The sequence below is a fragment of the Blastomonas fulva genome (assembly GCF_003431825.1).
In the GTDB taxonomy this organism is placed as follows: domain Bacteria; phylum Pseudomonadota; class Alphaproteobacteria; order Sphingomonadales; family Sphingomonadaceae; genus Blastomonas; species Blastomonas fulva.
This window is the reverse complement of record NZ_CP020083.1, coordinates 3,744,700-3,764,861: the sequence shown is the minus strand read 5'-3', so window position 1 is coordinate 3,764,861 and position 20,162 is coordinate 3,744,700. Positions and strand designations below refer to the sequence as shown.

The following is a 20,162-nucleotide window of genomic DNA, read 5'->3' as shown; positions in this document are numbered from 1 at the left end:
GGCAGCCGCGCGTTATTCCCGTATCACCGTCTCCGGGCCTTGCTCTGGAGACACACATGACCGACGCGAATTTCGACATCATCGTTTATGGGGCGACCAGTTTCGTCGGCCAGATTATCACGCGGTACATGCACGGGCAGTTTGCGGACGGGTCGATCAGATGGGCGTTTGCCGGGCGCTCGCTGGCCAAGCTGCAGAGCGTCAGCGATGCGGTCGGGCTGTCGGGGGTCGAGATGATCGTTGCCGATGCCGCCGACGAGGCCGCGTTGCGGCAGATGTGCGCGCGGACCAGCGTGGTGATGTCCACTGTCGGCCCCTATGCGCTGTACGGCAGCCTGCTGGTGCAGGTCTGCGCCACGAGCGGCACGCATTATTGCGACCTGACCGGCGAGCCGCAATGGATCCGCAAGATGCAGGCACGGCATGAAGCCGACGCCAAGGCAAGTGGCGCTCGGATCGTGCACTGCTGCGGGTTCGATTCGATCCCGTCGGATCTGGGCGTGCATTTTCTCCAGCGGCACGCGCTGCAGCGCTTCGGCCAGCCGTGCGAGAAGATCGCGATGCGGGTGGTCAGCATGAAGGGCGGCGCATCGGGCGGGACCATCGCGAGCATGATCAACATGGTCAAGGAAGCGGTGGGCGATGCCGATCTGCGGCGCGAGCTGAAGGACCCCTACAGCCTTTGCCCGCCGGGGCATGGGTTCTCGGCCCCGCAGCGCGAGGTGAAGATCGCCCATGACGATGCCTCGGCGGGCTGGATCGCGCCGTTCATCATGGAGGCGATCAACGCCCGGGTGGTGCATCGGTCGAATGCGCTGATCGGCAACAGCTATGGCACCGGCTTTCGCTACGAAGAGGCGGTGGTGACCGGGGCCGGCGCGCGCGGCAAGACGACGGCGCGGGCGACGAGCTGGGGCCTGAATGCCCTGATTCTGGGTCTGGCGGTGCCGCCGGTGCGCTGGCTGCTCGAAACCGCGGTGCTGCCCAAGCCGGGCGAGGGCCCAAGCGAGAAGGCGCAGCTGGAAGGCGGGTTCGACATCGTATTCCGCGGCACGACCGCCAAGGGCGAGACGATCGCCTGCCGGGTGACGGGTGATCGCGACCCCGGCTATGGATCCACCGCCAAGATGCTGTCACAGGCCGCGGCGTGTCTTGCCCGCGACGTGGCGGACGATGTTCCGGGAGGGTTCTGGACGCCGGCGACGCTGCTGGGCGACAGGCTGATCGAGCGGCTGCAGGCCGATGCCGGGCTTACGTTCGAGCTGCTGGAATAGAGGGTGGTCCAACCGGCGCGGGGTGCGCGTCGGTCATCGCCGCCAGCCGCTGCGGCAGCACCGAGAGGATCTGCTGCTTGCGGTCATCAGGCGCGCTCGGCCATTCGACGATTTCCGCGATGTCGCGGCCGCAGCCCGCGCAATAGCCGCTATCGGGTTCAATCCGGCAGGTCAGGTTACAGGGTGACTTCACGCCGCGCACAAACCACAACGCCCCCCTGCGCGCAAGCGCACCATTGTGGGAGATGCGCGCAAGCGCACCATTCTGGGAGGCGCGCGCAAGCGCACCGGTCCGGGAGACGGACGCGGCGTCAGCCCCGGCAGGGCACGCCCGTTTTCGCGGCGAGCGCGATTCGGCTGTCGCGGCGATAGATGTCCGGGCTGAACGCGATCGTGCCGTCGGCAGCGGGCGCGGCGGTGAAATAGGCGAGGTATACCGGGATCGGGTTCGCCAGATCGAAGGTCACCGAATTGCCCGCCTTGACCGCTGCGGCGACCTCGGCGCTGGTCTTGCTGCCTTCGAGCAGAACGGTGGCAAATCCGACCGCATCGTCGATCCGCACGCAGCCATGGCTGAAGGCGCGGGTCTCCCTGGCGAACAGCGTCTTGCTGGGGGTGTCGTGGATATAGACGCTAAAGGGATTGGGCATCACCAGCTTCATCTGCCCGAGCGCGTTGCCGGGGCCGGGCTTCTGCCGCCATTGCCCGCCCGTCTGGACATATCCCTGGCTTGCCGCAAAGCGCCCGCCCTTTTCGCGAACGATGCTCGCCGGGATGTTCCACCAGGGGTTGAGGTTGACGCCGGTGATCTGGGTCGCGAACACCGGGGTCGGGGTTGCGGTCTTGCCGACAATGACGCGCCATGTCCGGTCGGGCTTGCCCTGCCGCGTCAGCCGCGCCTCGAAGAACGCGGCGTTGACCAGCAGATGGTTCACGCCCAGTTCCCGCGGCATCCAGCGCCAGCGTTCCATGTTGCGGGCGATTACCGCCTTGCGGTCCGGGTCGCTCTCGATGGCATAAGCGGCGCGCAGGGCGGCATAGTCGCGGTGCGCGGGACGCAGGCCGGTGAGGAACCTGGCGAGGCTGTCGCTGGCAAGCGCCTGGTCGAGCCCCTGACCCAGGTCGGTCTGCGCATCGGTATCGGGGATCTGCCAGCCGGCCTTCTGGTTTGCAGGCGAAGCGCCCAGCAGATGCATCGCGGCGAGCTTCAGCGCGAGCGTGCGTGCACTCAGGTCGAGCGCCGGGCCCGGCCCTTCGCGCAGCGCGGTGTCGAGCTCTGCGGTGTCCAGAACCGGAAGCGCATCCTGCGGCGCGGCGGCGATCCACTGGCGCAGTTCCTGCGCCTGCGCGATCCGCCAGGACGCCGCATGCGCCGATGCCGAGCCTGCAACCGCCAGCCCTGCCAACGCCAGGCCGAGCAGCGCCGACCTTGTCATCCGCGATTTTTTCTGCATTCTTGATCCGTCCGTTTGCACTTTGTGCCTGGAGTGCCCAATTTTGCGGTGACTGAACTGTTTGACGGTGTAGCAATGAAACTGACACGACGCCACTTTATCGGAGCGCTGGGGCTGGGGGCAGCCGGGCTTGGGGTAGACGGGCTGGGCGCGCCGCGCGCCTTTGCCGCCGTTCGCACCGATGCCGCTCCGGGTCTGCTCGCCAAGGCCAGGGCGGCGCTCGACGCCCATGGCGCCAAGGTACCGCACCGCGACGTTGTCGGCCTCGTCGATTTTGCCGCACCTTCGGGCAAGCCGCGCTTTCAGGTCATCGATCTTGGCAGCGGGCGGATCGTGTCGAGCAACCTTGTGGCGCATGGGCGCGGGTCTGACCCCGCCAACACCGGCTTCGTGCAGCGATTCTCGAACGAACCGGGATCGAATGCCTCGTCCGCAGGCAGCTTTCTGGTGGGCGAGAGCTATGTCGGCAAATATGGCCGCTCGCGGCGGTTGCACGGGCTCGATCCGCAAAACGACCTGGCGTTCGATCGCGCCATCGTGATCCACAGCGCCGATTATGTCAGCCAGACCATGGCGAGCACATCGGGCAGGGTGGGGCGCAGTTTCGGCTGCTTCACCGTCTCGCACAGCGATATCGCCATGGTGCTGGCGCAGCTGGGGCCGGGACGGCTGCTGTTCTCCGCGCGCTAGGCTGGCGGGTCGTCAGCGCCCGGCGCTCCCGCCCGGCAACGCCTCAAAGGGAGACGAAGCCGGGCCGGAAGAACCGGTGACGCGTGATCACCAGATGCGGATGCGCTTTTCGGGCGGCAGGTACAATGCGTCGCCCGGCTTGACGTCGAATGCCTTGTACCACTCGTCGAAATTGCGGACGGTGCCGTTGGCGCGGTAATTGGCGGGCGAGTGCGAGTCCGTCTGCAGCTGCTGGCGCAGGAACTCTTCGCGCGACTTGTTGCGCCACACCTGTGCCCAGGCCATGAAGAAGCGCTGGTCGCCGGTCAGCCCGTCGATCACCTTGTCCTCCTTGCCGTTCAGGTGGATCTTGTAGGCGCGATACGCCATCGACAGACCGCCGACATCGCCGATGTTCTCGCCCAGGGTCAGCGCGCCGTTGACGCAGGTCTTGCCGTCGTCGAGCGGGCACAGGGCGCTGTACTGGGCGACCAGCGCGCTGGTCAGCTTCTTGAAGTTGGCCTGATCCTCCGGCGTCCACCAATCGCGGAGCACGCCGTCGCCATCCGACTTGGAGCCCTGATCGTCAAAGCCATGGCCCATTTCATGGCCGATGACCCCGCCGATCGCGCCATAATTCACCGCCGGGTCCGCGGTCAGGTTGAAGAACGGCGGCTGCAGGATCGCGGCGGGAAAGACGATCTCGTTGCGCGGCGGCGAGTAATACGCATTCACCGTCTGCGGCAGCATGAACCATTCGGTCTTGTCGATCGGCTTGCCCAGCTTGGAGATGTTGTCCTTGTAGCCCCAGGTGGTCGCGGCGATGACATTGTCGAGCGCCTTGCCAGGCGCGATCGCCAGGCTGTCATAGGTCTCGAACTTTTCGGTATAGCCGATCTTGGGGGTGAACTTGGCGAGCTTGTCGCGCGCCTCCACCTTGGTGGCATCGCCCATCCAGGTGATGTCGTCGAGGTTCGCCGCCATCGCCTTGCGCAGATTGCCGACCAGCTCGTCCATCGCGGCCTTGTTTTCCGCGGGGAAATAGCGGTCCGCATAGATCTTGCCGACGATCTCGCCCATCGTGCCTTCGACCGCGGCGACACCCCGCTGCCAGCGCTCGCGCTGCTTCTGCTGGCCGCCCAGCACCTTGCCGTAGAATGCGAAATTGGCCTCATCGATATCCGAGGGCAGCACGCTGGCGTTGCTCGAGAGGAAACCGGCTGCAAGCCAGGCCTGCCAGGCCGCGATCGGCGCGGTGTTGGCGAGCGTGAACAGCCCGCCGATGCCGCTGCCGAGCTTCGCCGCCTGTTCGGGGGTCAGCTTTTCGGCGGCGAGTTCCTCGGCGGTCGGGGTGAGCTGGCGGACGACGAAGTCCTGCTGGCCGTCGACGCCGATCGCCTTCATGAAGGTCTCGACCGGGAAGCCGCCGCCCAATGCCACCATCTCGGCCTTGGTGAGCTTGTTGTAGGTAAGGTTGCGGTTGCGGCCGACAGCGCGGTCCCAATGCGCGGTCGCGATCTGCTTTTCCAGATCATAGACCGTCTGCGCGGTGGCTGCCGGATCGGCATAGCCTGCCTTGCCCATCAGGAAGGTCAGATACTGCATGTATCCGGCGCGGATCTTCAGGTTCGCCTCGCTGTCGACGAGATAATAGTCGCGGTCGGGCAGGCCCAGGCCCGCCTGGGTGACCTGGAAGATATAGGTGTCGGTCTGCTTGGAATCGATATCGACAAAGCCTGCCACCGGGCTGCGGAAGCCGGGCGCGCCGAACAATTTGGCAAGGTCTTCGCGGGTCTTGGCCGCCTTGATCTTGTCGAGATAGGGCTGGGCAGGGGCAAGGCCCGCCGCGTCGATCGCTGAGGTATCGAGATAGGAATTGTAGAAAGCGGCAACCTTGCCTGCGCCGGTCTTCGGATCGGGCTTGGTAGCGGCGAGCTCGTCGATGATCTTGCGCACGCGCTGCTCGGACTTTTCGGCGAGCAGCGTGAACGCGCCATAGCGGGTACGATCGGCGGGCATTTCGAAGCTGTCGAGCCACTTGCCGTTGACATAGGCGTAGAAGTCATCGCCGGGCTTGACCGCCGGGTTCATCACGGTGGTGTCGATGCCCCAGTTGCCCCAGTAATCACGTGCGGTGGTGGTGATGCCCTCGGCATCGGGGGTGCCGGCCAGCGGCGCTTCGGCGGACGCTTCGCCTTCGATCAGCAGGTCGATTTCCGGGCCCTTGCCATCGGTTTCGTGCGCGCTGACAGGTGCCGCCGCCAGCGCGATGAGCGCTGCCGATGCCAGCAGAATCGATTTTACCATATGTAGCTCCCCTAAGGTCTGTTGAGCCCGCATTGCGGGCGGTCGCCATGCCGCGCCGGAACGGCGGACTGCGACGATGCGGGCAGCCTAGGGCGTGTCCGACAGGCGGGCAAAGCTTTTCGGCAGGCAGCAGGGCAGCGTCGACCAACGGCTTTGCAGTACCAGCTGGCCGCGCCGCCCCCGCCGCCGCGATCAGCCGGGCATCGCGATCGTCCGCCGTCCGGGAAGGACGCTAAGGCTGCTGCTTCCGGCCAGATCGGTGCTGCGTTCGCGAATGGTGCGCAGCTTGTGCCAGTGCGCGGTGGCGCTTTGCTGGGTCAGCTGCAGCGTCATGTAGCCGCGCGAGCTGGTATCGGCCCATTTGAGCTGCGGATTGCCGCGCACCAGTGCGCCTGCGACATCGGCGGGGGCAATCGTCGGCGCATAGGCCTCGAACCCCGGCGAGCTGATCGAATGACCGGCAAACTCGACCCCGGCGGGCTTGCCGCCCGCATCCAGATCGAAGCCCCAGCCATTGTGGCTGTCGCCCGACAGCACGACCAGATCGGCGTCCGCGGCCTGCGCGGACTGGAGCAGCGCCTCGCGCTGGACGGGGTAGCCATCCCATGCGTCCATGTTGAACGGCAGGCCGGCCTTGCTCGCTGCAAGCCCCGCAGCCGATCGGCTGCGCACGATCGCGGGTGCGTCCCTGGGCACCCAGTCGCCGGTTTCGAGCGGCAGCTTCATCGATCCCATCACGCATTGCTGCGCCCACACCTGCCAGCGGGTACCTGACGCCTTGGACGCCTTGAACTGGTCGCCCAGCCAGCGCGCCTGATCGTCACCCAGCATGCGGCGGGCAGGGTCGACCCATTTTTCGTCGCGGAACCTGGCCAGTGCTGCAGCGATGTCGCCGCCACCGGCAAACGCATCGGCGAGCTCGGCGGGTTTGTCTCGGCCCGACAGGCGGCTTTCGGTGCGGATCAGCGTGGCAAGGTTGCCGATCTGGTAGCTGGTCCACAAGGGGTCGGCGGGCGCCAGATCTGCGACCGGCATCCACTCGCGATAGACCTGTTCGGCGATGCGGCGGCGGGTCGCATAATCGCCTTCGCTGTCGCTCTGATGGTTCTGCGCGCCATCGCGATAGCTGTCATTGGCGATCTCGTGGTCGTCCCACATCGCGATCATCGGCACCACCTGGTGCAGCCGCTGCAGATCGGCATCGAGCCGGTAGCTGGCATAGCGCAGCCGGTAATCGGCCAGCGTCACCATCTCGTGATCGGGCTGGACGCTGCGCCCGGGGAGCGCCTGACCGCGCGTGGGGTACACGTCGAGGCCGTATTCATAGACATAGTCGCCGGTGTGCACCGCCAGATCCAGGTCGTTGCGCGCGGCGGCATGGGCATAGCCGTTGAACCAGCCAAAGGGCAGGTTGGAGCAGGAAAACACGCCGATGTTGAAGCCTGCGGCCTCGCCCACCGGCAGCGTGCGGGTGCGGCCGACCGGTGACGTGCTGCCATCTGCCGCCACGAAGCGATAGAAATACCAGCTGTCGGGCTTGAGCCCGGTGACGGTGAGCTTGGCGATATGGTCGCGCGCGGCGCTGGCAGTTACCGACCCGCCGCCCACAGGCCTGGCGAAATCGGGGGTAGGGGAGAGCTCGGCGGTCAGCCGTGCATCGCTGTCCGCGACATAGCGCGTCCACAGCAGCACCGAATTGCCCGAAGGCTCGCCGCTCGCCACGCCATGGGTGAAGCCGCGCCCTGCAAACAGCGCCTGCGCCGCACCGGGAATGGACAATGCGGCAAGCCCGAAGGTGCCCGCCTTGATCAGCAGCCTGCGGTCGATTGTCATGGTCATGGGGACGGCCTCTCCGGAGTGTTTTGGCAGCGCATCGGACAGCGCGCGTGTCTGATGGTCAAGTCCCGTGTCGTGCGTGTGACAATAGGGTGAAATTTTGAAGATTACAGAAATATGACATCGGGACGTCTTTTATATGACAATGATGTTGCATTGACTGTCACATAGGCATAGCATTCGACCTGTCACGTTGAGAAAGGATCAGATGACATGAACACCAAAGTTATCGCAATCGCGGCCCTGGCCGCCCTCGGTATGGCTGCGCCTGGCTTTGCCCAGCCTGTGCAGAACCGGGCGGCGGCGAATGAAATCGGTTATGATGCCGGCGCGCTGGGCTATGCCGCGCTGCTGCAGGGCAATTACCCGGCCGCTCTGGAACAGATGCAGGCCGCAGAGAAACAGGTTTCACCGGCTGCCCGCCGCGATCCCGCAAGGTTGATCAACATGGGGCTGGCCTATGCCAAGATGGGCGATGTTGCTTCGGCGCGTCAGCATTACCAGGCGGCGATCAACGCCCCGGCATCGTTCGACATCATCCTGTCGGACGGGCGCGTGATGGACAGCCGCGTTGCCGCGCGCCACGCCATGCGCCGCCTCGATCAGGGCTATGCCAGCCGCTGATCGCGCCGATCGATCGAAAATCACCAGCGCCCGGCCGGACCTGTTCCGACCGGGCGTTTTTGCGTCCGGCTGTGGGACAGTTGTGGCAATTAAGTCACCTTATTCGCGCAATGCGCATGCGCGCGGCGACTCATTCGGCGCTCGCCAAGGCCTTGGCTGAACTGCAGGCCTCGCCCAGGCGTTCGGATTAGTCCTTATTTATTAGGTAGATAGGTCGGTGCATCTGTCCCGTGACCCGGTTCTGTCACATAAGACTCCAAACCGTCATAATCCTGTCGCTCCATTGTCACTGAAATAGCGCCGCAGGTTCATCTTGCCTGCCTATCTGCCCCCTCGAACGGCGTTCCAGGGGGTGGAATCAGCTCATCTCCGCCTCGTTCCAGAAAAGCCGACAGACTGATCTGTCCTGATTTGCGGAGATTCAAAGATGCTCAATGCACGTGTTCGTTCGGTCCTGATGGCTTCGGCCGCGGCCCTGGTAGTTACCGCTTGCGGCGCAGATGACGTCGCATCGCCCGGCGAAGGCGTCATCGTTGTTCCGGCTCCCACACCGGCACCCGCGCCCGCCCCGACGCCGACTCCGACCCCCACGCCGACCCCGACCGGTCCGGCTGCAGACTGCCCCAACGGCACCGCAAATGTCGGCACCATCACGCTGGGTGGCGGCGCAGTTGCCCGCAACTGCCAGCTTTCGGGCACGATCACGACCAACCTGGTGATCCCGCGCCGCGCCGGCACTGTCTACTCGCTCTCGGGCCGCGTACAGGTCGGCGTCGATGTCGGTGCCGCAGGTGGCGCCGGGACCTCGGCCATCCTGACCATCGAGCCGGGCGTGACCTTCTTCGGATCGTCGGGCGCGGACTTCCTGCTGGTCAACCGCGGCTCGCAGCTGTTTGCCGAAGGCACCGCGACTCAGCCGATCATCTTCACCGCACGCGACAACGTCGTGGGCACCGCCACCGCCAACTCCAAGGGCCTGTGGGGCGGTGTCGTGATCCTCGGCCGTGCGCCGCTTTCCGACTGCGCCACCGGTTCGCCGACAAACCCTGGCGGCACCCGCACCGATTGCTCGGGCGTCGTGGAAGGCACCAACGCCAATTATGGCGGCGCGGTGCCCACCGACAATTCGGGCCGCATCGCGTTCTTCCAGGTTCGCTATTCGGGCTTCGAGGTCCAGCCGGGCAACGAGCTCAACGGCATCACCCTGGCAGGCGTGGGCTCGGGCACCTTCTTCCAGAACGTGCAGGTCTACAACAGCTCGGACGATGGCATCGAATGGTTCGGCGGACGCGTCAACGGACGCAACCTCGTCGGCCTGGGCAATGACGACGACACCTTCGACATGGATCTGGGCTATCAGGGCTTCAACCAGTTCCTGCTCGGCATCCAGACCGCCAGCGCCAACCACGTGATCGAAGGCGATTCGAACGGCAACGAAAACGCCGAGCCGCGCACCAAGTGGTCGATGTCGAACGCCACGTTCGTCTCCACCCAGACCACCGCAGACGAAGCGGCGATCCTGCTGCGCGGCGGCATGGACTTTGCCGCGTTCAACAGCGTGATCAGCGGTCCCGGCTGGTGCCTCGACGTTGACAGCGCGATCACCATGCAGGCTTCGGGTGCTGCAGGCGATGAAGCCGGCCCGCCGCGCTTTGAATCGGTGTTCCTCAGCTGCCCCAACGCCTTCACCGATGATGGCAACGTGACCGTTGCCGCCATCCAGGCGCTGTTCACCGCTGGATCGAACAACACCACCAACGGCACCTCGACGCTGTCGGGCATCTTCATCAATGGTGCCAACGAAACCGCGCGTCCGGTGTTCAACGTGACCGCGATCAACAGCTTCTACAACTCGGTCACCTATATCGGTGCGGTGCGCGATGCTGCCGACACGCGGTTCCAGGGATGGACCTGCGGCCTGTACAGCAGCACGCCTGCTTGCACCGCCGTGCCGACCATTCCGACCACCTGATTGTAAACCGCTGACCGGTTTCGGGGCGGCGGCGAAAAGCGCCGCCGCCCCTTTTTGATGAATTCTTGGAGGGACTCATGGCGAAATTGACGCCGCTTTCATTCGCTGCATTGCTGATGGCCAGCTCAGGCTTGGTTTCGCCGGCCGCCTTCGCCCAGGAAGCCCCCGCGCAGCCGACCCAGGATGCCGCCCAGCCGGCTGCCGAGGAACCGGCTGCCGAGGAGCCCGCCCAGGAAGAGATCGAAATCTCCGGTCCCGGCGCAGGCGGCGGCAGCAGTGAAATCGTGGTGCGCGGTCGCTTCATCCCCAACCCGATCCGAGCGACCTCCGAGGTGCTCTCGGTCCTCAGCGAAGCCGACATCGCGCGCACCGCCGATGGCGACATTGCCGGATCGCTGCAGCGCGTGACCGGCCTCAGCGTCGTCGGCGGCCGCTTCGTGTTCGTTCGCGGTCTGGGTGAACGCTATTCGCTCGCGCTGATGAACGGATCGCCGCTGACCTCGCCCGATCCGCTGCGCCGCACCGTGCCGCTCGACATCTTCCCGACCAGCGTCATCGCCTCGACCACCATCCAGAAGAGCTATTCGGTGGACTATCCGGGCGAATTCGGCGGTGGCGCAATCAACCTCACCACCAAGTCGGTTCCGCGCGACCCGTTCTTCAAGATCGAGGTCGGCACCGGCGGCGACACCATCACCACCGGCGAGGTGGGCTATACCTATTTCGGCTCCTCGACCGACTTCACCGGCTTCGACAATGGCGCGCGCACCCTGCCGCGCAACCTGCGCAACGCCTTTGCCTCGGGCAATCCGATTTCCGTGGGGGCCAATTTCACCGCCGGTGAAGTGCGCGACCTGACCGCAAGCCTGGCCAACGCCAACACTGCGCTGATCCAGCGCAACAACAACATCCCGGTCAATTTCTCGGGCCAGATCAGCGGCGCGACCAGCTTTCTGATCGGCGATGTCAACATCGGCATCGTCGGCGCGACCGGCATCAACAACACCTGGCGTACGCGCGGCGGCGTCCAGCAGATCTCGCAGGGTATCGTGCCGGTGAACGGCGTCGATACGCTCAACCCCGACATCGATTTCCGCTACCTGACCACCGAGAACCGCATCGTCGTCAACGGCCTGCTGGGCATCACCGCGGACGTCGGCGAGCACAAGTTCAAGCTCACCAACGTCTTCATCCGCGATACGCTCAAGGACGCCTCGATCCGTGAAGGCATCGACGCGCGCGTCACCGACACCCGGTTGATCAACCGCAGCCGTACCAACTGGTTCGAGCGCCAGCTGATGAACACCCAGTTCGTCGGCGAGATGAAGTTCGACGATTTCCGCCTCAACTTCCGCGGCAGCTACGCCAATTCGCAGCGCGAAGCCCCGTATGAGCGGACGTTCGACTATACCTTCAACGCGGTCGCTGGTGACTTCGTCAACGATCTCCAGTCGGCGGGCGAGGGCGCGCGCATCGCGTTCAGCGATCTCGACGACAATGTCTACGGCGCCAATGTCGACCTCGCTTATGACACCGACATCGGCTTTCCGATCACCTTCTCGGCCGGCTATGCCTATTACAAGAACGACCGCACCTCGATCCGCCGCGACTTCCGCTTCCTGAGCGGGCAGGGACCGCTGCCGTTTGCGGTTTCGCAGCAGCGCCCCGACTTCCTGCTGTCGGACTTCAACGTCTACACCTTCGATGTCCGTCTGGTCGAAACCTCGGGCACCAACGGCGCGGCAGCCTATGATGCCGGGCTGGAAGTGCATGCAGGCTATCTGCAGTTCGAAGCCAAGTTCACCGACACCCTCAAGCTTCAGGCTGGCGTGCGCTATGAAGATGGCTCCCAGTTCGTGCTGCCGATCGATCTGTTCGGCCTGGGCAGCGCCAATCTGGTGGCGACCAGCATCAAGAAGGATGACTTTCTGCCTGCCGCGACGCTGACCTGGAACCTGGCCGAGGACATGCAGGTGCGCTTTGCCGCCTCCAAGACCATCGCCCGGCCGCAGTTCCGCGAACTCGCGCCGCAGCAGTATCTCGATCTGGAATTCGACCGCACCTTCTTCGGCAACCCGTTCCTCAAGAACAGCCGCCTGATCAACCTCGAAGCGCGCTACGAATATTTCTTCGGGCGTGACGAGCGCGTGACCGCCGCGATCTTCTACAAGGACATCAAGGATCCGATCGAAAACCTCGGTTTCCGTCAGGGCGACAACTTCTTCACCACCTTCGCCAACGCGCCGACCGCCACGCTGTACGGTGCGGAAATCGAGCTGGTGAAATATTTCGATCTGATCGATCTGGGCGGCACCTTCTTCGAGGAACGCCGTCTGCTGATCGCGGGCAACTACACCTACACCAATTCGGATGTGAAGGTGACCGCGCAGGACCAGATCGCCGATCCGCTGAGCGGCAACATGGTCGCCGCCTCGACGATCTTCCGCACCGGCGGCTTTGCGCTGACCGGCCAGTCCGATCATATCGCCAACATGCAGGTCGGGCTTGAAGGCACCGGCGAACGTCTGTCGCAGCAGACCATCCTGCTGTCGTGGAACAGCAACCGCGTGACCAACCGCGGTCCTGCGGGCCAGCCCGATTTCGTCGAATACACCGGTCCCCGGCTCGACTTCGTGTGGCGCGAGGGCTTCAAGGTCTTCAACAAGGTCGCCGAGCTCAAGTTCGAGGCCCGCAACCTGCTGGGAACCGATTATGTCGAGTTCCAGCAGCTCAACACTTCGACCATTCTCAACAACGCCTATGACATCGGCCGGGCCTTCTCGATCAGCGCATCGCTGCAGTTCTGATCGGTCCAAGGCGGCTAAACGATATGCGTGATGGGGGGCAGTCCGCAGGGGCTGCCCCTTGCCGTTGGCGTTTCAGGCCGATCACGCGCGCATTTGCATTCAAATATCTGTCATAAACTGGTAATCCAACCGTCATGCGCCGCGCCTAGCAGCGTGTCAGGGCCAAGGGGATCGGCCCGCAACGGGGAGTGATTCGTGGCATCAGCGGCCCATCACGGCGCGCAGACAGGCCTTGGTGCTTCTCTTTCCCGATTCCGGTCGGCAAGATTTGCAGCCCCGGCCAGTGGTCTGGCGCGGTTTCTGCCCAAGGGGTTGTATGGCTGGCTGCGGGCGCTGCTGATCCTTGCGCTGGTCATCCAGATCGCGCGGCTGATGTGGACCATCATCACACCGATCGCGCCTTTGGGCGACTGGCAGGCGCGCACCGCCAAGGTGATGTCCGCGCCTTCGCGCGCAGCGCTGTTCGCGAGCTTCGACGGGTTCGACCGCGCGGCGGCCGCGGGCGATGCCAGCGCGGCAGTCACCTCGCTCGATCTGACGCTCTACGGTTTGCGGATGAACGAGGCTTCGGGCGGCGGTTCGGCGATCATCGCCGGGTCGGACGGCGTCCAGCGCAGCTATGGCGTGGGCGAGGAGGTGGCACCGGGCGTCAAGCTGGTGCAGGTGCTGTTCGATCATGTCGTGCTCGAACGCGGCGGATTGCGCGAGAGCCTGTTCATCGACCAGTCGGTTCCCGCCGATACCGTGGGCGACACTGCGGCGGCGCCAGCCACAACGGCGCAGGCGCTGCCTGTGGCGCAGGCCGGGCCGCTCACTGCAGAGGCGATCACCGCGGGCATCGGCTTTGCCCCGCGCACCGAGAACGGGCGGGTCAGCGGTTTTGCCGTCACCCCCAAGGCCGATGGCGCGGTGTTCGCGCAGGCCGGCTTCAAGCCCGGCGATATCGTCACCGAAATCAACGGCCGCAAGGTCAGCTCCGCGCAGGATGGCGCGGCGTTGGCAGGGCAGCTTCGTCCCGGAGCCCGGCTGTCGCTGCTCATCGAGCGCGGCACCGAGACCCTTCCCATTGCGCTGATCATACCGGAACCATGAAAAAACACATTTCAACCCTGGCGCTTTGCGCCGCGCTCGTGTTCGCGTCACCTCTGGCCGCGCAGCACAGCCTCAATGTCCGCGATGCCGATGTACGCGCCTTTATCGAGGATGCGGCCACGGTGACCGGGCGCACGTTCATCATCGATGGCCGTGTGCAGGGCAAGGTTTCAGTTGTGACCGACCGACCCTTGAGCCGCAGCGAGTATTTCGAGGTGTTCCTCTCCACGCTGCGCGCCAACGGGCTGATCGCGGTGCCGACCGCCAACGGCGCCTATCGCATCCAGCCGACCGATGGCGCAGCGTCTGCGCCGGGCCGGGTGGGCAGTCGCGGCGGGCAGAACGAGTTCGTCACCGAGGTCTTCCGCCTGCGCGCGATCGACGCGACCACCGCGGTCGAGACGCTGCGTCCGCTTGTCAGCCGCGAAGGATCGATCACCGCCAACCGCAGCGGCAACAGCCTGGTCGTCGCCGATTATGCCGACAACATCCGCCGCATCCGCGCGCTGATCGGCCAGATCGACCGCGACAATGCGACCACCCAGGTGATCACGCTCAACCATGCCGGCGCGCGCGAGATCGCGATGACGCTGCAGCAGCTGGCGCCCGCGCCCGGCGGCGGCGCGGAAGGCGGCGGGGGCGGCGCGCCGCTGGTGTCGGTCGTCGCGGTGGATTCGAGCAATTCGGTCGCGCTGCGCGGCGATGCGCCCACCGTTGCGCGGCTGACCGCGATCGCCAGGGAGCTCGATGCGCGCGCTGCGAACGGCAGCGAGATCCGCGTGATCTGGCTCGATTATGCCGATGCCGAGCAATTGGTGCCGGTGCTGCAAATGATGGTCGGCGCGCAGGGCGGCGGCGGTTTGCAGCCGATGTCCGCGACGCCTGCGGCGGCTCCCTCTGCCAATGGCGCAGCCCCGGCTGCGGCGTCCGCCCCGATCGGCGGCGCGGTGGGGCTTTCGAACGGACGCGGCACCGCGATCATCACCCGGTATGAAGGTGCCAATGCGGTGATCATCTCCGCACCGGTCGATGTCCAGCGCTCGCTCGCCGAGCTCGTGCGCCAGCTCGATATCCGCCAGGAACAGGTGCTGGTCGAGGCGATCATCGTCGAGATCTCCGACCGGGTCGCTCGCGAGCTCGGCGTGCAGTTCCTGATCGGCGGCAAGGACATTCCGTTCCTCGTCACCCCGTTCTCCAACGTCGCGCCCAACATCCTCGATATCGCGGGCGGCATTCTCGCCAACGATCTGGATGAGACCACCACGGTGATCAACGGTGATACCGTGACCACCAGCAACAACAGCGCGGTGGGCGATTTCCTGCGCCAGAACGCTGCCAACCGCATCTTGGGCGCGCGCGGCGGCTATACCGGCTTTGCTGCCGATATCGGCAACAACCGGGTCTTGGGCGCGATCATCAATGCGGTGCAGGAGGACAGCGAGTCCAACATCCTGTCGACGCCATCGCTGACCGTGAACGACAATGTGCAGGGCTCGATCCTGTTCGGCCAGGAGATCCCGATCAGCACCGGCGAGGCGCTGTCGAACAATTTCGACAACGCCTTCCGCACCATCCAGCGGCAGAATGTCGGCATCGAGCTCGAGGTGAAGCCGCAGATCAACGCGGGCAACCAGGTCAAGCTTGACATACGGCAGGAGGTCAGCTCGATCGTCGGGCCGGTGAGCAACGATTTCAACGAGCTGATCATCAACAAGCGCGAGGTCAAGACCACGGTCACGGTCAAGGACCGCGAGATCATCGCTTTGGGCGGTCTGCTCGACGACAACGAGCGCCGCACGATCCAGAAGATCCCGCTGCTCGGCGACATCCCGATCATCGGCGAGCTGTTCAAGTCGCGCGGCCGCGAGCGGACCAAGACCAACCTGATGGTGTTCATCCGCCCGACGATCCTGCGCACAGCCGAGGACGCGCAGGCGATTGCGGCGCGGCGCTACAATTATGTCCGCGCGGCGCAGATCGAGTTCAACCCCAAGGTCGAACCCTCGCTCGACACCATCGTGCGCGACTATCTGGGCGCGAACATTCCGGTCGCCGCGCCGCCGGGGCCGAATGACCAGCTGATCGCGCCGCGTCCGATGCCCGGTAGCGGACCGCTCGACACAACCACGCTGCCTGCCAGCCAGCCCGGCCAGGCCGAGCTGCCGCCGGTGGGGGGAGACCGGCCATGAAGATCCGCAAGGGCGAAGCCGGTGACGGCACGATCGATGAAGCCGCCGCCGACGCGCCGCTCGAGCTTGCCGCCGAGCGCAGCCTCGCGCGGATGATGCTCGACATTCCCTATGGTTTTGCCCGCGACAACGGCGTGGTGATGCTGGGCGAGGCCGACGGGCGGCTCAAGGTCGCGCTGCGCGAGGGCGCGGACCCGATCACCTTGCTCGAGGTGCGGCGCTATCTGGCGATGCCGTTCGATGTCGAGCTCGCCCCGGTGGCGCAGTTCGAGCGCTATCTGTCGGATCATTATGCGGTCGAAGGCAATGCCGCGGCGATGGCAAGCTCGATGAACATCGATGGCAGCGATCTGGAGATGCTGGCGAGCGACCTTCCCAGTGCCGAGGATTTGCTCGACAGCGCCGACGATGCGCCTGCGATCCGGCTGATCAACGGCGTCATCGCCGAGGCGGCGCGGCAGGGCGTGTCGGATATCCACATCGAGCCCTATGAGACCGGGCTCGTGATCCGGATGCGGATGGATGGCGTGCTGCAGGAAAAGCTGCGGATGCCGCCCAATGTCGCGCCGGTGATCGTCAGCCGCATCAAGGTGATGGCGCGATTGGACATCGCCGAACGCCGCGTGCCGCAGGATGGCCGCATCGGGCTGACGATTGGCGGCAAACTGCTCGACGTGCGCGTATCGACGCTGCCCAGCCGGGCTGGCGAGCGCGTGGTGCTGCGTTTGCTCGACAAGGAAAACGCCAATATGGATCTGGGGCTGCTGGGCATGAGCCCGCGCACCCACAAGATCCTTGCCGAGGCGCTGTCCGAGCCCAATGGCATCGTGCTGGTTACGGGTCCCACCGGATCGGGCAAGACCACCACGCTCTATTCGTGCCTCAAGCAGCTCAACGACGGCTCGCGCAACATGCTGACCGTCGAGGACCCGGTCGAGTACGCCATCGAGGGTGTCGGCCAGACTCAGGTGAACCCCAAGGTCGGGCTGACCTTCGCCGCCGGGCTGCGCGCGATCCTGCGCCAGGACCCCGATGTGGTGATGATCGGCGAAATCCGCGATCACGAAACCGCCGAGATCGCGGTGCAGGCCTCGCTGACCGGGCATCTGGTGCTCTCGACCGTCCACACCAACGATGCGATCGGCGCGATCACCCGGATGCGCGACATGAAGATCGAGCCGTTCCTGCTCGCCTCGACCTTGCGCGCGGTCGTCGCGCAGCGGCTGGTGCGGCGGCTGTGCCCCGAATGCCGCGAGCCGGTGCAGGCCGATGGCTCGCTCGCCTCTTTGCTCGGCTTCGACAAGGGTACCGTGGTCTATCGCCCGGTCGGCTGCGATTCGTGCAACCATACCGGCTTCCAGGGCCGCATCGGCGTGTTCGAGGCGGTGCGGGTGGATGAAACCATTCGCCGCCTGATCAACGATGGCGGCGACGAGGCCATCATCGCGCGGCACGCCTTCCTCAACGCGCCCAATCTGGGCTCGGCGGCGCGCGAACTGGTGCGCACCGGCCAGACCACGGCGGAAGAGGCGATCCGCATTTCGCGGCGCGAGGCCGAGCCGGTGCCCGAACCGCTGAGAGCCTGATGGCTGACTTTGCCTATAAGGTGATCGATTCCGCCGGGCGCGAGCGACAGGGGCGGATCAGCGCGCCTTCGGATGCGCAGGCGCGCGCGGCGCTGATCCGCAAGGCGTTCCACATCGTCACCGTTACCCCCGCGCCGCCGCGCAAGGCGCTGATCTCGCAGCGCACCGCACGATTGAGCGCCAAGCAGCTCACCCTGTTCACCCGGCAGATGTCGTCGCTGATGAGCGTCAGCCCCCTGGAAGAGGCGCTGCGCACGATCAGCCGCCAGACCGAAAAGGCCAATGCACGCGAGGTGCTGATCAACGTGCATGCGGGCGTGATGGAAGGGCAGTCGCTCGCCGAAGCGATGGCGCGCGAGCCGCGCAGCTTCCCGCCTTTGTTCCGCGCGATGATCAGCGCGGGCGAAAGCTCGGGCTCGCTGCCGGTGATTACCGAGCGGCTCGCAGCCTTGCTCGAACAGCAGGCCGAGGTGCGCGGCAAGATCATCTCGGCGCTCGCTTATCCGATCATCCTGACCCTGGTCGCGTTCGGCGTGGTGGCCGGGCTGATGATCTCGGTGGTGCCGCGCGTGGTCGAACAGTTCGACAATGCCTCTACTCAGCTGCCGCTGATCACGCGGATCGTCATCGGCATCTCCGATTTTCTCAGCAACTGGTGGTGGGCGCTGGCCATTGCGATGGTGCTCGCAGGCGTCGCCTTCTGGCGCGCCATGAAGGTGGCTTCGTTCAAATACCGCTTCGATGGCATGCTGGTCAAGCTGCCGCTGATCGGGCGGCTGATCCGCGACATGAACGCGGCAAGGCTGGCGCGGACGCTGGCGACCATGGTGCACAGCCGCCTGCCTCTGCTCGAAGGCATGAAGCTGACCACCCGCACCGTCCGCAACGCGGTGCTGCGCGAAGCGCTCGAGGAGGCGGTCGAATCGATCCGTTCGGGCGGCTCGCTTTCGGGCGCGCTCAGGAATGCGGGGACCTTTCCGCCGCTGCTGGTGTATCTTGTCGCCAGCGGCGAGAGCGCAGGCCAGCTCGATACCATGCTCGAGCGCGCCGCCGATTATCTCGAACGCGAGTTCCAGAATTTCACCTCCACCGCGATGGCCCTGCTAGAACCAGCTATCATCGTGGTCATGGGCGGGGTGGTCGCGCTGATCATCCTGTCGATCCTGCTGCCGATCCTGCAGCTTCAGAACCTGACTGGCTTATGAGGACCAACATGCTGAAATTCCGATCCGCGCTGCTCAAGCGCCTTTCGCCCCAGGCGCGCAAGCGTGCCAACGGGTTTACTCTGGTCGAGCTGATGGTGGTGATCTTCATCATCGGGCTGCTCGCGACGATCGTGGTCATCAACGTGCTTCCCAGCCAGGACCGCGCGATGACCGAAAAGGCGCGCAGCGACATCGCGACGCTGAGCCAGGCTCTCGAAATGTACCGGCTCGACAACCTGGCCTATCCGGGATCTGCCGAGGGGCTGAACGCGCTGGTCACCGCGCCGCCAACGCTGGCGCAGCCGGGGCGCTATCGCAGCGGCGGCTATATCAAGAAGCTGCCGCAGGACCCCTGGGGCCGCCCCTATCAGTATATCAGCCCGGGCACGACCGGTGCGTTCGACCTCTATTCGCTGGGTGCCGATGGCGCGCCGGGCGGCGAGAATGAGAATGCGGATATCACCGCCGATGGGGCTTAAGCGCCTAAAATCCTCCCCCAGCTTGCTGGGGGAGGGGGACCGTTCGCGGAGCGAATGGTGGAGGGGCAGCGGGATCGAGCCCATGAAAACGATGTGCGCCTCGCTACCCCTCCACCCCCGACCTTTGGTCGGCGGTCCCCCTCCCCGAGACAAGCTCGGGGAAGATTTGAGGAACGGCTTCACCCTTATCGAGCTGATGGTGGTGCTGTTCATCATCGGCCTGGTCGCGGGCGCGGTTGTGCTGTCGTTGCCCGGCGACAGCGCGGCGCTCTCCGAAGACGCCGATCGCTTTGCGGCGCGTGTCGCGGCGGCGCGCGATGAGGCGGTGGTCAGCGCTCGGCCCATCGCTGTGTGGATCGCGCCGTCGGGCTATGGTTTCGATGCGCGGCAGGACCGGCAATGGGTGCCCCTGAACGCGCGCACGCTCGCCAACCGTGACTGGAAGCCCGGGACGGTGGCGCGGATCGAGGGCGAGGCGGCGGATGTCGCCGCGCCGCCTGGGACCGATGCTGCTGCTGCCGCCGCCCCTTCGCGCGCGCGCTTCTGGTTCGACAGCACCGGGCTTCCCAACGCCCCAGTGGAGGTGGTGCTGTCGCGCGGCGCCAATAGCGACCGGATCATCATCAGCGCCACCGGAGAGGTCGGCCGCCCCCGCTAGTTGGCCGAAC

General features: G+C 65.4%; 15 protein-coding genes. 11 read left to right on the top strand and 4 right to left on the bottom strand.

Annotation, left to right across the window (positions count from 1 at the left end):
- Positions 1-56 precede the first annotated feature (56 nt).
- Positions 57-1,274: a saccharopine dehydrogenase family protein gene (locus B5J99_RS17760; RefSeq protein ID WP_117353165.1), complete on the top strand. Its 1,218-nt coding sequence runs from the start codon at positions 57-59 to the stop codon at positions 1,272-1,274.
- Here B5J99_RS17760 and B5J99_RS17755 read toward each other — a convergent pair.
- Together B5J99_RS17755 and B5J99_RS17750 are read right to left on the bottom strand one after the other, a co-directional pair.
- Complete coding sequence (locus tag B5J99_RS17755; RefSeq protein WP_117353600.1) at positions 1,252-1,467, bottom strand: DUF1289 domain-containing protein; 216 nt, start codon at positions 1,465-1,467, stop codon at positions 1,252-1,254. The two genes, B5J99_RS17760 and B5J99_RS17755, sit on opposite strands and share 23 nt — an antisense overlap.
- A gap of 118 nt (positions 1,468-1,585) precedes the next feature.
- Positions 1,586-2,710, bottom strand: coding sequence for a L,D-transpeptidase family protein (locus B5J99_RS17750; RefSeq protein WP_162892652.1), 1,125 nt, complete (start codon positions 2,708-2,710; stop codon positions 1,586-1,588).
- A 93-nt stretch (positions 2,711-2,803) separates the two neighbouring features.
- On the opposite strand from B5J99_RS17750, the gene B5J99_RS17745 reads away from it, so the two are divergent.
- Positions 2,804-3,418, top strand: a complete 615-nt coding sequence (locus B5J99_RS17745; RefSeq protein ID WP_117353163.1) for a murein L,D-transpeptidase catalytic domain family protein — start codon at positions 2,804-2,806, stop codon at positions 3,416-3,418.
- Between the two features lie 87 nt (positions 3,419-3,505).
- Here the strand turns inward: B5J99_RS17745 and B5J99_RS17740 are convergent, their stop codons facing one another.
- Together B5J99_RS17740 and B5J99_RS17735 are read right to left on the bottom strand one after the other, a co-directional pair.
- A complete protein-coding gene (locus B5J99_RS17740) occupies positions 3,506-5,704 on the bottom strand; it encodes a M13 family metallopeptidase (RefSeq protein WP_117353162.1) in 2,199 nt (732 codons plus the stop codon).
- 192 nt (positions 5,705-5,896) lie between these two features.
- Positions 5,897-7,543 carry an alkaline phosphatase D family protein gene (locus B5J99_RS17735; protein ID WP_117353161.1) on the bottom strand — a complete coding sequence of 549 codons (1,647 nt, stop codon included), beginning with the start codon at positions 7,541-7,543 and terminating at the stop codon, positions 5,897-5,899.
- 210 nt (positions 7,544-7,753) lie between these two features.
- Between B5J99_RS17735 and B5J99_RS17730 the strand changes: the two genes are divergently transcribed.
- From B5J99_RS17730 to gspH, 9 genes are all read left to right on the top strand, one after another.
- Positions 7,754-8,164 carry a tetratricopeptide repeat protein gene (locus tag B5J99_RS17730; RefSeq protein ID WP_117353160.1) on the top strand — a complete coding sequence of 137 codons (411 nt, stop codon included), beginning with the start codon at positions 7,754-7,756 and terminating at the stop codon, positions 8,162-8,164.
- A gap of 427 nt (positions 8,165-8,591) precedes the next feature.
- Complete coding sequence (locus tag B5J99_RS17725; RefSeq protein ID WP_054135206.1) at positions 8,592-10,136, top strand: hypothetical protein; 1,545 nt, start codon at positions 8,592-8,594, stop codon at positions 10,134-10,136.
- A 77-nt stretch (positions 10,137-10,213) separates the two neighbouring features.
- Positions 10,214-12,943 (top strand): TonB-dependent receptor domain-containing protein, encoded by a 2,730-nt coding sequence (locus tag B5J99_RS17720; protein WP_117353159.1) that lies wholly within the window; start codon positions 10,214-10,216, stop codon positions 12,941-12,943.
- A 195-nt stretch (positions 12,944-13,138) separates the two neighbouring features.
- On the top strand, positions 13,139-14,035 hold the full coding sequence (locus tag B5J99_RS17715; protein WP_117353158.1) for a type II secretion system protein N: 897 nt from the start codon (positions 13,139-13,141) through the stop codon (positions 14,033-14,035).
- Positions 14,032-16,224, top strand: coding sequence for a type II secretion system secretin GspD (gspD, locus tag B5J99_RS17710; protein WP_117353157.1), 2,193 nt, complete (start codon positions 14,032-14,034; stop codon positions 16,222-16,224). Before B5J99_RS17715 ends, gspD begins: the two co-directional genes overlap by 4 nt.
- Before the next feature lie 92 nt (positions 16,225-16,316).
- On the top strand, positions 16,317-17,810 hold the full coding sequence (gene gspE, locus B5J99_RS17705) for a type II secretion system ATPase GspE (RefSeq protein WP_245991902.1): 1,494 nt from the start codon (positions 16,317-16,319) through the stop codon (positions 17,808-17,810).
- A complete protein-coding gene (gspF, locus tag B5J99_RS17700) occupies positions 17,810-19,015 on the top strand; it encodes a type II secretion system inner membrane protein GspF (RefSeq protein ID WP_117353155.1) in 1,206 nt (401 codons plus the stop codon). The genes gspE and gspF overlap by 1 nt, the downstream gene beginning before the upstream one ends.
- 8 nt (positions 19,016-19,023) lie before the next feature.
- On the top strand, positions 19,024-19,494 hold the full coding sequence (gene gspG, locus B5J99_RS17695) for a type II secretion system major pseudopilin GspG (RefSeq protein ID WP_054136707.1): 471 nt from the start codon (positions 19,024-19,026) through the stop codon (positions 19,492-19,494).
- Positions 19,495-19,660: 166 nt separating this feature from the next.
- Complete coding sequence (gspH, locus tag B5J99_RS17690) at positions 19,661-20,152, top strand: type II secretion system minor pseudopilin GspH (RefSeq protein ID WP_231683881.1); 492 nt, start codon at positions 19,661-19,663, stop codon at positions 20,150-20,152.
- Positions 20,153-20,162 lie beyond the last annotated feature (10 nt).

Bases quoted from the DNA above. Each gene is read 5' to 3' on its own strand.
- B5J99_RS17760 (WP_117353165.1), top strand. From the start codon at position 57: ATGACCGACGCGAATTTCGACATCATCGTTTATGGGGCGACCAGTTTC.
- B5J99_RS17735 (WP_117353161.1), bottom strand. From the start codon at position 7,543: ATGACCATGACAATCGACCGCAGGCTGCTGATCAAGGCGGGCACCTTC.
- B5J99_RS17720 (WP_117353159.1), top strand. From the start codon at position 10,214: ATGGCGAAATTGACGCCGCTTTCATTCGCTGCATTGCTGATGGCCAGC.
- B5J99_RS17730 (WP_117353160.1), top strand. From the start codon at position 7,754: ATGAACACCAAAGTTATCGCAATCGCGGCCCTGGCCGCCCTCGGTATG.
- B5J99_RS17745 (WP_117353163.1), top strand. From the start codon at position 2,804: ATGAAACTGACACGACGCCACTTTATCGGAGCGCTGGGGCTGGGGGCA.
- gspE (WP_245991902.1), top strand. From the start codon at position 16,317: ATGATGCTCGACATTCCCTATGGTTTTGCCCGCGACAACGGCGTGGTG.
- gspG (WP_054136707.1), top strand. From the start codon at position 19,024: ATGCTGAAATTCCGATCCGCGCTGCTCAAGCGCCTTTCGCCCCAGGCG.
- gspF (WP_117353155.1), top strand. From the start codon at position 17,810: ATGGCTGACTTTGCCTATAAGGTGATCGATTCCGCCGGGCGCGAGCGA.
- B5J99_RS17740 (WP_117353162.1), bottom strand. From the start codon at position 5,704: ATGGTAAAATCGATTCTGCTGGCATCGGCAGCGCTCATCGCGCTGGCG.
- B5J99_RS17750 (WP_162892652.1), bottom strand. From the start codon at position 2,710: ATGACAAGGTCGGCGCTGCTCGGCCTGGCGTTGGCAGGGCTGGCGGTT.
- B5J99_RS17725 (WP_054135206.1), top strand. From the start codon at position 8,592: ATGCTCAATGCACGTGTTCGTTCGGTCCTGATGGCTTCGGCCGCGGCC.
- gspD (WP_117353157.1), top strand. From the start codon at position 14,032: ATGAAAAAACACATTTCAACCCTGGCGCTTTGCGCCGCGCTCGTGTTC.